This window comes from Streptomyces sp. NPDC051320, assembly GCF_040682175.1.
Taxonomy (GTDB): Bacteria; Actinomycetota; Actinomycetes; order Streptomycetales; family Streptomycetaceae; genus Streptomyces.
On the sequence record NZ_JBFBAL010000036.1, the window covers coordinates 1 to 11397 of the forward strand.

13 protein-coding genes are annotated in these 11397 nt (G+C 69.4%); 6 read left to right on the forward strand and 7 right to left on the reverse strand.

Annotation, left to right across the window (positions count from 1 at the left end; all coding sequences use genetic code 11):
• Positions 1-107: 107 nt before the first annotated feature.
• The 3 genes from AB0M87_RS32810 to AB0M87_RS32820 all read right to left on the reverse strand — a co-directional run bounded on the left by AB0M87_RS32810 (position 108) and on the right by AB0M87_RS32820 (position 2919).
• Positions 108-863: a transglycosylase SLT domain-containing protein gene (locus AB0M87_RS32810; protein ID WP_365859472.1), complete on the reverse strand. Its 756-nt coding sequence runs from the start codon at positions 861-863 to the stop codon at positions 108-110.
• Positions 864-1138: 275 nt separating this feature from the next.
• Complete coding sequence (locus AB0M87_RS32815) at positions 1139-2209, reverse strand: S-adenosylmethionine:tRNA ribosyltransferase-isomerase (RefSeq protein ID WP_365859474.1); 1071 nt, start codon at positions 2207-2209, stop codon at positions 1139-1141.
• A complete protein-coding gene (locus AB0M87_RS32820) occupies positions 2206-2919 on the reverse strand; it encodes an SDR family oxidoreductase (protein ID WP_365859476.1) in 714 nt (237 codons plus the stop codon). Before AB0M87_RS32820 ends, AB0M87_RS32815 begins: the two co-directional genes overlap by 4 nt.
• 200 nt (positions 2920-3119) lie before the next feature.
• Here AB0M87_RS32820 and AB0M87_RS32825 point away from each other — a divergent pair, with 200 nt between their 5' ends.
• Positions 3120-4265 carry a GAF domain-containing sensor histidine kinase gene (locus AB0M87_RS32825; protein ID WP_365859478.1) on the forward strand — a complete coding sequence of 382 codons (1146 nt, stop codon included), beginning with the start codon at positions 3120-3122 and terminating at the stop codon, positions 4263-4265.
• Positions 4258-4917, forward strand: coding sequence for a response regulator transcription factor (locus AB0M87_RS32830; RefSeq protein WP_365859480.1), 660 nt, complete (start codon positions 4258-4260; stop codon positions 4915-4917). Before AB0M87_RS32825 ends, AB0M87_RS32830 begins: the two co-directional genes overlap by 8 nt.
• 39 nt (positions 4918-4956) lie before the next feature.
• Here the strand turns inward: AB0M87_RS32830 and AB0M87_RS32835 are convergent, their stop codons facing one another.
• Positions 4957-5742 (reverse strand): hypothetical protein, encoded by a 786-nt coding sequence (locus AB0M87_RS32835; protein WP_365859482.1) that lies wholly within the window; start codon positions 5740-5742, stop codon positions 4957-4959.
• Positions 5743-5875: 133 nt separating this feature from the next.
• Between AB0M87_RS32835 and AB0M87_RS32840 the strand changes: the two genes are divergently transcribed.
• The 3 genes from AB0M87_RS32840 (at position 5876) to AB0M87_RS32850 (ending at position 8198) form a co-directional block, all read left to right on the forward strand.
• Entirely contained in the window at positions 5876-6673 is a 798-nt protein-coding gene (locus AB0M87_RS32840) for an ABC transporter ATP-binding protein (protein ID WP_365859484.1), read from the forward strand.
• 55 nt (positions 6674-6728) lie between these two features.
• Positions 6729-7157 carry an NfeD family protein gene (locus tag AB0M87_RS32845; protein WP_365859486.1) on the forward strand — a complete coding sequence of 143 codons (429 nt, stop codon included), beginning with the start codon at positions 6729-6731 and terminating at the stop codon, positions 7155-7157.
• Positions 7158-7256: 99 nt separating this feature from the next.
• Positions 7257-8198 (forward strand): SPFH domain-containing protein, encoded by a 942-nt coding sequence (locus tag AB0M87_RS32850; protein ID WP_365859488.1) that lies wholly within the window; start codon positions 7257-7259, stop codon positions 8196-8198.
• 80 nt (positions 8199-8278) lie between these two features.
• On the opposite strand, the gene AB0M87_RS32855 is transcribed toward AB0M87_RS32850, so the two are convergent.
• The 3 genes from AB0M87_RS32855 to AB0M87_RS32865 form a co-directional block, all read right to left on the reverse strand.
• Positions 8279-8794: an HNH endonuclease gene (locus AB0M87_RS32855; RefSeq protein ID WP_365859490.1), complete on the reverse strand. Its 516-nt coding sequence runs from the start codon at positions 8792-8794 to the stop codon at positions 8279-8281.
• 142 nt (positions 8795-8936) lie between these two features.
• Positions 8937-9473, reverse strand: coding sequence for a YbhB/YbcL family Raf kinase inhibitor-like protein (locus tag AB0M87_RS32860; RefSeq protein ID WP_365859492.1), 537 nt, complete (start codon positions 9471-9473; stop codon positions 8937-8939).
• Positions 9474-9527: 54 nt separating this feature from the next.
• Positions 9528-10310, reverse strand: coding sequence for a sporulation protein (locus AB0M87_RS32865; protein WP_365859494.1), 783 nt, complete (start codon positions 10308-10310; stop codon positions 9528-9530).
• A gap of 81 nt (positions 10311-10391) precedes the next feature.
• Between AB0M87_RS32865 and AB0M87_RS32870 the strand changes: the two genes are divergently transcribed.
• Positions 10392-11033, forward strand: a complete 642-nt coding sequence (locus AB0M87_RS32870; RefSeq protein ID WP_365859496.1) for a DNA-3-methyladenine glycosylase — start codon at positions 10392-10394, stop codon at positions 11031-11033.
• The last annotated feature ends 364 nt before the right edge of the window (positions 11034-11397 follow it).

Below are 11397 nucleotides of genomic sequence, written 5' to 3' on the forward strand. Positions count from 1 at the left end.
CAATATCTTTTTTTGTCTTTTTTTTTTTTTTTTAATTTTTTTAATACCGGTGCTGGTCGGTGGTGCCCCCCGGGCGGGGCCCCCCGCCCTCCGGCGTTCGCGCACGATCAGTAGGCGCTGTTCACGTTGTCGATCGAACCGTACTTGTCGGCGGCGTAGTTCGCCGCAGCGACGAGGTTGGCGACCGGGTCGTAGATGTTGTTCGACGTGCCGGCCACGTGGTAGGCGTCGAAGGTCGGCTGGATGGTCTGGAGCAGACCCTTCGAGGGGATGCCGTTCTGGGCGTTGATGTCCCAGTTGTTGATCGCCATGGGGTTGCCGCTCGACTCACGCATGGTGTTGCGGTACAGACCGTTGTACGTACCGGGGATGCCATGCGCCTTCATGATCGCCAGGGCGTGGTTGATCCAGCCGTTCAGGTTGTTGGCGTAGAGCGTCGGGCGGGCGGTCGAGCGACTGGCGGCGGCCTCGGCGGTGCGCTTCGCCTTCGCCTTCGCCGCTGCGGCCTTCTCGGCGGCCTTCGCCTTGGCGGCAGCCTCGGCCTGGCGCTTGATCTCGGCGGCCTTGGCGGCCTTCGCCTTGGCGGCGGCCTTGGCCTTTGCGGCAGCCTTCGCCTTGGCAGCGGCGGCCTTGGCGGCCTGCTCGGCGTGCGTCTGCTGGAGGTCGAGGCCGGCTCGCACATCCTTGACCTGCGAGGCGAGCGCCACCGGAGCGGTGTCGACGGAGTGCGGGGCGGACTCGGCGGTTGCGTTTCCGGGCACCAGCGAGAAGGCGACAGCAGCGGCGCCCACGGCGGCCACACCGCCGATCGAGTACTTGTGGGTCCGGGTCAGGCGACGGAGACCGTTGCGGGGCTCAGACATGTTGGCGTCCTCTTCGAATGGCTGGAGTCGCGGTTGCCGGGGGCGGCGATACGCCCTGGGGCGGCGACGGGAGCAATTCTTAGCGGCCGCAAAATTTTGTGGCAAAGGTGTGACGTACGGCCCCGCATAGTGGAGCGCGGGCCGCCGGGTGGGTCGAATGTCCGCGTATAACCGGCCCTTCTGCCACTTATATATCAACTAGCGAGGGTCGTAAGTGATCTGCGTCCTATGCGCGGGGTCACACACGCAGGACATCGATTTCACGATGCGTTGCATCAGCAATGCGGAAGGTGAGCGTCCTCATCCGGGAGGATGAGGTGGATGTCCCCGAACTCGTGCCAGAGGTAGAGATTCCGCAGCGCCTCGGCGTAGCTGCGGGTCAACGCCTCGTGCCCGGCGATCGCTTCCAGCATCAGCAGGTGCGATGCGGCCGGCTCGTGCAGGCCGGTCAGCAACCCGTCCACCGCCCGTACCCCGCGCTCGGGTGTCACCACCAGATCCGTCCATCCGGCCGCCGCCCGCACCAGCCCGTCGGGCCCTGTCGCGGTCTCCAGGGCGCGGACCGCGGTCGTGCCCACGGCGACGATGCGCCCGCCGCCCGCCTTCGCCGCGTTGACCAGGAGAGCGGTGGCGGCGCCGACCTCGTAGCGCTCCGGATAGGGGGTCTCGTCCGCCTCGGTCGACGCCACCCCGGTATGCAGCACCAGCGGAGCGAACTGCACCCCCCGGCTCACCAGCTCGGCGACCAGCTCCGCGGTGAATGGCCGCGCGGCGCTCGGCATCTCCGCCGATCCCGCGCCGTCCGCGGCCGGCCGCGCGAACACCGTCTGATGGGCGGCGAGCGGCTGGTCGCGCCGGGTGTAGGCGTACCGGATCGGCCGGCCGTGCCGGCGCAGCAGCCCCGGCACGTCCCGGGCCGACGGGCGCGCCCACCACAGCCGGTCCTCGCCGTACTGCAGCGGCTCCTCCCACCCGAGCCGGGCGCCACCCGCGAGTCGCACCACCGTCCCGGCCGGCCCACCGGGCCGGCGGCGGGTACTTCCGCCGGGCAGCGGATCGCGCAGCTCCACCACCCAGCGGCCGTCGTCCCCGCGGACGGAGAAGTGCACCACCACGGGCGTACCGTCCAGCGTCCCGTCGATCGCGGCGGGCAGCGTCTGCGAGGTGTTCACCACCAGCACGTCCCCGGCCCGCAGCTGGTCCGGCAACTGCCGGAAGGAATGGTGGGACACCGCGCTGCCCCGCGACACCATCAGCCGTACGTCGTCCCGCCCGGCCCCGCGCTCCTCCGCGGGCACCGATGCGAGCAGCTCGTCCGGCACCCGCAGCGCCTGCCGCACGCTCATCGCACATCTCCGATCCGCACAGTTCCGAGCAGTTCGGTGGCCGCGTACCGGCCGCTCGCCGGCCGTTCGTCCAGCAGCCGGAGGAAGCCGGGGACCACGTCTGCCGGATCCGGCCGCTCCCCGGGATCGTCCGGAGCAGCGGCCGCGTACAGATCGGTGTCCATGTCACCCGGGTCCACCGCCCACACCCGCAGCCCGGGCTCCTCGACGCCGAGCACCGCGGAGAGCTGGTCGAGCGCCGCCTTGGACGCTCCGTACCCACCCCAGGTCGGGTAGGCCTCGACCGCCGCGTCGGAACTCACCGAGATCACCGCCCCCGCCCCGGCGGCCCGCAGCAGGGGCAGCGCCTCCCGTACGAGCCCCAGCGCCGCCACCACATTGGTCTCCAGCGCCGCCCGCAACCCCTCCACGGTCAGCTCGGACAGGCCGACCAGCGGCTCGGCGCCCAGTGCGCTCGCGTTGTTCACCAGCAGATCGAGCCCGCCCAGATCGCGCGCCGCGGCCACCAGAGCGGCGCGGTGCGCCGCCTCTGTGACATCCCCTGTCACTGCCACCACCTGCGCGCCGTGCTTCGCCAACTCCCGCCCGGCCTCCTGCAGGGCCCCCGCCGTCCTGGCGTCGATGACCAGGTCCCACCCCCGCTCCGCCAGCGTCGCGGCGAGCGCCCGGCCCAGCCCCTTCGATCCACCCGTGATGATTGCTACCGGCATGGCACAGCCCCTCGTCGGTTCGGCCCTCGTTGCTGGGCCCCTCGTCCGTTCGGTGCCACCAACGTAGGAACGCGCCCCCATCCGGCGCGTCGTCCGCCGGCCCGAGCGGGCCAAGGCACTTCGACCTAGTCCCTTCGACCTGGTCAACTGCCGTCCGCAGCCCGATACGGACCACCTGCTGCCGCCGGTACGGTGTGGCCATGTCCCATCGCCCCGCGTCAGGCCTGGCCGCAGTGAGCGCCGCGCTGCTCGCCATGAGCCGCCACCTGGAGGTCCGCGACGTCCTCAAGACGATCGTCGCCTCGGCCCGCGAACTGCTGGACGCCGAATACGCCGCGCTGGGCGTGCCCGACGACCACGGGGGCTTCGCCCAGTTCGTGGTCGACGGAGTCAGCGACGCCCAGTGGAAGGCCATCGGCCCGCTGCCACGCCAGCACGGCATCCTCGCGGCGATGCTGCTCGACGAGAAGCCGCAGCGCCTCGACGATGTGCGGGAGGACCCGCGCTTCGGAGGCTGGCCGTCCGCCCACCCGGACATGTCGGACTTCCTCGGCCTGCCGATCCGCGACGGGGACGAGACGATCGGTGCGCTCTTCCTGGCCAACAAGCGGTGCCCGAAGCCGGCCGGCGGGTGCGGATTCACCGAGGACGACGAGGAACTCCTCGGCATCCTGGCCCAGCACGCGGCGATCGCCCTCACCAACGCCCGGCTCTACGAACGCAGCCGTGAATTCACCATCGCGGAAGAACGTTCCAGGCTGGCCCACGAGCTGCATGACGCAGTGAGCCAGAAACTCTTCTCGCTGCGCCTGACGGCCCAGGCCGCCGCCACCCTGGTGGACCGGGACCCGGCCCGGGCCAAGGACGAGCTGCACCAGGTGGCGGACCTCGCGGCGGAGGCGGCCGACGAACTGCGCGCAGCCGTCGTGGAACTGCGCCCCGCCGCCCTGGACGAGGACGGACTGGTCAACACGCTCCGTACCCACATCCAGGTCCTGAACCGGGCCCACGCGCCCCAGGTCACCTTCGAGAGCCGGCAGCCGCGGGCGCTCCCCGCGGCCCAAGAGGAAGCACTGTTGCGGGTGGCCCAGGAGGCGCTGCACAACGCGCTGCGTCACGCGGCGGCGGACCGGGTCGATGTAGTACTGCACCGGCAGGGCCAGGGCGCGGTGCTGCGAATCACCGATGACGGCCGGGGCTTCGAGCCACGTACGGTCCGGCGGGCCGGCCGGCACCTCGGGCTGGTCTCGATGCGCGACCGGGCGAGCGGGGTCGGCGGCAGACTCACGGTTCAGTCGGCGCCCGGCGAGGGCACCACAATCGAAATGGAGGTGCCCGGTGGCTGACACCGCAGGCCTGCCGAAGGCGGCCATCCGCGTCCTGCTGGTCGACGACCACCAAGTGGTCCGCCGCGGCCTGCGCACCTTCCTGGAGATCCAGGACGACATCGAGGTGGTGGGTGAGGCGTCGGACGGCGCGGAAGGGGTGGCCTCCGCCGAGGAACTCCGCCCGGACGTCGTCCTGATGGACATCAAGATGCCGGGCATGGACGGTATCGAGGCGCTGCGCAAGCTCCGCGAACTCGCCAACCCGGCCAAGGTGCTGGTGGTCACCAGCTTCACCGAACAGCGCACCGTGGTGCCGGCGCTGCGCGCGGGTGCGTCCGGGTACGTCTACAAGGACGTCGATCCCGGCGCACTGGCCGGTGCCATCAGGTCCGTGCACGCCGGACACGTGCTGCTCCAGCCCGAGGTGGCCGGGGTACTGCTGTCCCAGGAGCCGGGTGGCGGCCAGGGGAGGGGCGGCACGCTGACCGAACGCGAGCGTGAGGTGCTCGGTCTCATCGCCGACGGACGCTCCAACCGGGAGATCGCCCGCGCCCTGGTCCTCTCCGAGAAGACCGTCAAAACGCATGTGTCGAACATCCTGATGAAACTGGACCTCGCCGACCGTACCCAGGCCGCGCTCTGGGCCGTACGCCATGGTGCGGCCGGCTGAGCGCGTCCACCACACCGGCCAGGAGTGGTGTCGAGCACGTCAGCTGCGCTCCCGCTCCTCCACATACGCGTTGTACGCCGCCACCTGCGCCCGGCGGGCCACCCGCTCCACCGGCCGCAGGGCCGCCACCCTGGCTGCCATCTCGGAGGCGCTCACCGCGCCGCCGGGCCCGTGCTCGTACGCCAGCGAGACCAGCAGCCCGACCCGCCGCGCCAACTGCAGGACCCGCGCCGCGCGGGCGGGGTACCCAGGGGCCAATACGTCCCGCGAACCGCGCTCGGCCCGCGCCCGATAGGCGTCCAGGGCCGCTTCGGCGGCCGGACCGGAGCCCGCCACATCGAGACCCGACAGCACCCTGGTCGCATCCCGGAGCGCCTCCGCGAGCTCCCGCTCCGCCTCACCCAGTGACGGCACATCGGCGGGCGGCGCCTCGCGCACCGCCAGGCAGTGCCAGACCACCTCCACATGCAGATCGCCGTCCGGCCCCGCCTCGTACACCTCGGGCACCAGCCCGAGCGACACCCCGAAAGCGACCACCGCTTCCTGGGCGTCGAGCGCCCGGGCGTTGAACTCCGGAGGGCCGCTGAGCCCCAGCGGATGGCCCGGGGCGGGCAGCGCCACCCGGAACCCGGTCGCACCGAGCCCCCTCAGCCGGCCGAGCGCCAGCGTGAGCCCGACCGGCCCCGCTTCTCCGGGCAGCCCCTCGACACGGTGCACCGCGTCGTCGCCCACGATGGCGAGCGCAGCGTCATCCGGCGAAACAATTCCGGCCAAAAGCGCATTTCCCCATGAGGCCAGCAATCCCGAGCGTGGTTCTGTGAGCATGAGCTCAGCTTAGGAGGGTGCCGGACAGTGGACCTCCGGATGGAAGCATGTGCGAGGTGGCGTAGGTTTTCCCTGGGAGCTGCGTCCACAGACGCACGCGCGAACCGAGACTGCATGGGGAGACAACGCGCTCATGAGCGATGTACTGGAGCTGCTGGACGTATCCGTGGTCCGCGACGGACACGCTCTGGTCGAGGACGTCTCCTGGGCGGTGAAGGAGGGGGAGCGCTGGGTCGTCCTCGGTCCCAACGGCGCGGGGAAGACCACCCTGCTCAACATCGCGGCCAGCTACCTCTTCCCGACCACCGGTACCGCGGCCATCCTGGGCGAGCGGCTCGGTAAGCCCGGCACGGACGTTTTCGAGCTCCGCCCGCGCATCGGCATGGCCGGTGCCGCGATGGCCGAAAAGATGCCCAGGCGGCAGACGGTTCTCCAGGTCGTGCTCACCGCCGCATACGGCATGACGGCCACCTGGAACGAGGATTACGAAGAGGTCGACGAGCAGCGCGCCCGCGCCTTCCTCGATCGCCTCGGGATGACCGAATTCCTGGACCGCAGGTTCGGCACGCTCTCCGAGGGCGAGCGCAAGCGCACACTCATCGCTCGCGCGATGATGACCGACCCCGAACTCCTGCTGCTCGACGAGCCCGCCGCCGGTCTCGACCTCGGCGGCCGCGAGGACCTGGTCCGCCGTCTCGGCCGGCTGGCTCAGGACCCGTATGCCCCCTCCATGGTCATGGTGACGCACCATGTCGAGGAGATCGCGCCCGGCTTCACCCATGTCCTGATGATCCGTCAGGGCAAGGTACTCGCCGCGGGCCCCATGGCCACCGAGCTCACCTCGCGCAACCTGTCCCTCTGCTTCGGTCTGCCGCTCCTCGTCGAACAGCGCGGCAACCGCTGGACGGCGCAGGGCCTGCCGCTCGGCTGACCGCGCCCCCTCTTGCGTACTGTCCCCGGCGGAAGCGCCGACTTACCATGGCCGGGTGGACATTGAGGGATGGGTGTGGTGGCTGATCGGCGCGGCCGGGCTGGGAATCCCGCTCGTTCTCACGGCGATGCCCGAGTTCGGGATGTTCGCCGTGGGTGCGCTGGCTGCTGCCGGCGTCGCAGGGCTCGGCGGGGGAGTGGTGAGCCAAGTCCTTGTCTTCGTCGTGGTGTCCGTCGCGCTGATCGCCGTCGTACGGCCGATAGCGAACCGTCACCTCTCCCAGCGGCCCGGACAGGCCACCGGCGTTGACGCGCTGAAGGGCCGTCAGGCCGTCGTGCTGGAAAGGGTGGACGGCAGCGGCGGCCGGATAAAGCTCGCCGGTGAGGTCTGGTCGGCCCGGTCGCTCGACGGGGGGACCAGTTACGAACCGGGCCAGCAGGTGGACGTGGTGGAGATCGACGGTGCGACAGCCGTCGTTCTGTGACCGAATCCCGCACGCGGCAGGCCGCGGTCTGCGAAACTCGATCACCGGGAACTCCCGTTCATCGGGAACCGTCGGCAACCGAAGGGCACGGGGAGCACGATGCCATCCGTCATCATCGTCCTGATCATTCTGGTGGTGCTCGTCTTCATCGCCCTGATCAAGACGATCCAGGTGATCCCGCAGGCCAGCGCCGCCATCGTCGAACGATTCGGGCGCTACACCCGCACCCTCAACGCCGGTCTGAACATCGTGGTCCCCTTCATCGACACGATCCGCAACCGGATCGACCTCCGTGAACAGGTCGTGCCCTTCCCGCCCCAGCCGGTGATCACCCAGGACAACCTGGTCGTGAACATCGACACGGTCATCTATTACCAGGTGACGGACGCCCGCGCGGCGACCTACGAAGTCGCCAGCTACATCCAGGCAATTGAGCAGCTCACCGTCACCACGCTCCGCAACATCATCGGCGGCATGGACCTGGAGCGGACGCTGACGTCCCGTGAGGAGATCAACGCGGCACTGCGCGGGGTCCTCGACGAAGCCACCGGCAAGTGGGGCATCCGTGTCAACCGCGTGGAACTCAAGGCGATCGAGCCGCCGACCTCCATCCAGGACTCGATGGAGAAGCAGATGCGCGCCGACCGTGACAAGCGCGCGGCGATCCTCCAGGCCGAGGGTGTCCGGCAGTCCGAAATCCTGCGCGCCGAGGGCGAGAAGCAGTCCGCGATCCTCCGGGCCGAAGGTGAGGCGAAGGCGTCCGCGCTACGCGCCGAGGGTGAGGCCCAGGCCATCCGTACGGTATTCGAGTCCATCCACGCGGGCGACGCCGACCAGAAGCTCCTCGCGTACCAGTACCTCCAGATGCTGCCGAAGATCGCGGAGGGAGACGCCAACAAGCTCTGGATCGTGCCCAGCGAGATCGGCGACGCTCTCAAGGGGCTCAGCGGAGCCTTCGGCAATCTGAGCGGCGACGCGGTCGGCTTCAACACCGGCAAGGAAGACCCCCAGGTACCGCGCCAGGCACCGCCGACCGCCTGACCGCTCCGACGACAGCGCTGAGCCCGCCCCCGGAGGAACAGGGGCGGGCTCGCGGGGGTGCCGGGCGACCACGCCCTTGCTCACGCCGCGTGCTGGGCCGTCTGCGGAAGCCAGTCCGGAAGGGCGTGCCGGTCACCGGCGCCGAGGGCGAGCAGCATCGCATCGGCAGGCGTCGGCACGAAGGGTCTGCGCAGCAGGGGCATGTCCGCCTGCTCCGGTGTGCGAGCCGCTTTGCGATGGTTGTCGGCCGCGCAGGACGCGACCGTGTTCAGCCAGGTGTCCTGGCCACCCTGGGCGCGCGGCACCACGTGGTCGACGGTGGTCGCCCGCCGACCGCAGTACGCGCACCGGTGCTGGTCCCGGATCAGCACCCCCCGTCTGGACCACGGCGCCTGTCTTCGGAAGGGCACCCTTACGTAGCGGCAGAGCCTGATCACCCGGGGCACCGGTAGCTCGACGGCGGCCGCGCGCACCCGGAGTCCGGGATGGGCCTGCTCGACCACAGCCTTGTCCTGCAGCACGAGCACCACGGCGCGGTTGAGCGTCACCGTCGACAGCGGCTCGAAGCTCGCGTTCAGTACCAATGTGTCCCGCATGGTGCCCACCTCCGTGTGCCGGCCCACCCCCTGGCAGGCTGGGATCAACTCTGGCCGGGCACGCCCGGATGGACAACGCAATAAAAAAGGGCCCTGCCCAGATCTCTCCAAGACCGGGGCAGGGCAAACAATCAGTGCGGTGTCAGCTCTCCGCAGGAGTGGCGTACTCACCGATGAGCTGTGCGCGCGCCAGCGTGTGGAAGCGCAGATTGAAGCCCACCGCGGCCGGCGGAGTGTCTCCGTCGATGCCCAGCTTCTCGGTATCCACCGCATACACGGTGAACACATAGCGATGGTTCTCCCCGGCCGGCGGGGCCGCGCCTCCGAACTCCTTCGCCCCGTAGTCGTTGCGCGCGTGGACGGCGCCCGCGGGCAGACCGTCGAACTTTCCACTGCCGGCACCCGCGGGGAGCTCCGTGACCGATGCCGGGATGTCGAACAGCGACCAGTGCCAGAATCCGCTGCCGGTGGGGGCATCCGGATCGAAGCAGGTCACGGCGAAGCTCTTGGTCTCCGCGGGGAACCCCTCCCACCGCAGGTGCGGCGAGGTGTTCCCGGCCGCGTACACCTGAGCGTCCTCTAAAGGTCCCCCCGGCGCGATGTCCTCGCTCACCACGGTGAACGAGGGCACCGGCGGATGAAAATCATGGGGAAGCGGCGGCTTGCTGAGCCCGGTCACGACGGCACCTCCTGCATCGGCTGTCCAGTTCCGGATACGACCCTAGAGGTTTGGCTAGAACCAGTTGCGCCTGCCGCCGACGTCGGCGAGCCACTGGTTGAGGTAACCGGCCCAGTCGGTGCCCTGGAAGTCGTGCTGCCCGACCTGGAAGGCCCGGTAGGAGTCGCTGCCCTCGCTGAAGAGGCCGGGCTCCTTGTCCATCTCCAGGATGACGTCCATTTCGCGGTCGTCAGCGATGAAGGTCAGCTCGACCTGGTTCAGACCGCGGTACTGCTGCGGCGGGTAGAACTCGATCTCCTGGTAGAAGGGCAGCCGCTGACGGGTGTTGCGGATGTGCCCGCGCTCCAGGTCCGCGCTCTTGAACCGGAAACCGAGCTGGATGAAGGCGTCCAGGATCGCCTGCTGGGCCGGCAGCGGATGGACGTTGATCGGGTCCAGGTCGCCCGAGTCCACCGCCCGCGCGATCTCGAGCTCTGTCGTCACTCCGATGTGCATGCCGCGCAGCTGCCGGCCCGAGACGCTCGAGATCGGCGTCTCCCAGGGAACCTCCAGACCGAACGGCACCACATGCACCGCGCCGGCCTTGACCTCCAGGGCTCCGCCGAGTCGCAGTTTGGTGAACTCGATGTCCTGCTTGACCTCCTGCTCGCCGCCTTCCACCTCCACACGTCCCTGCAGGCCGACCGAGAGCCCCTCGATCTGCTGGTCGACCGAGCCGCCCTGGACCCGTACTTCTCCCTGCACGACGCCGCCCGGCACGACGTTCACCTCGGTCAGTTCGGTCTCGACCGAAGCGCCGCCGGCCCCCATGCTCGCGAGCAGCCTCTTGAACCCCATGTGCACTCCTTCTGGACGTGATCCCTGCATAGGCGCATACGCGCGACGACCGGGATCGGTTCCCCGGTACGCTCGTACGACATGATCTCCAGCCCCGACCGTATGCCGCTTCCGCGTGACTTCTTCGACCGTCCCGTGCTGGAGGTGGCCCCCGAACTCCTGGGACGCACCCTGGTCCGTCGCACCCCGGACGGTCCCATGGAGCTCCGTCTCACGGAGGTGGAGGCGTACGCCGGTGATGTCGACCCGGGATCGCACGCCTACCGCGGCAGGACCGCCAGGAACGACGTGATGTTCGGACCCCCCGGACATGTGTACGTCTACTTCACCTACGGCATGTGGCACTGCGCGAATCTGGTGTGCGGTCCGGAGGGGCTTGCCAGTGGGGTTCTGCTCCGCGCGGGAGAGGTACAGGTGGGCGCCGAACTCGCACGTAAGCGTCGCATCTCGGCCCGTCATGACAAGGAACTGGCCAAAGGCCCGGCCCGCCTGGCCACCGGCCTGGCCATCGACCGCACGCTCAACGGTGCGGATGTCTGTGCCGCCGGGGATGCCCCGCTGTCGGTTCTGGCAGGCACTCCACCCCTCCCCGAGCAGGTACGAAGCGGCCCGCGCACCGGAGTTGGCGGAGCGGGAGCCCATCAGCCGTGGCGCTTCTGGATCGACGGCGACCCGACCGTGAGCCCGTACCGGGCCCACGCACCACGCCGCCGTCGAACTTGACTCGGCCCGTCCGGACGCCTAACGTAGCCCGAGCCGCTTGACACGGGCACTGTTGTCGGAACGGTCGTGCAGACCGTTCCCGAGCAGCCCGAAGTGGCCAACCACTACCTACGAGCAATCCCCAACGGGTTTGGTTTTCGGCATGCCGAAATTCGAACCCGAGGCCCGATTATGAGTCACTGGGGAAATCGGCTAAAGTAGTGGCAACGCCGGAAAGGGAAACGCGAAAGCGTGGAACTGGAAAGCGAACCCCGCCGGCCGGGAATCGGGCACGAAAGAGTCTGATAGAGTCGGAAACGCAAGACCGAAGGGAAGCCCGGAGGAAAACCCCAGAGAATGTTCTGCGGTGAGTACAAAGGAAGCG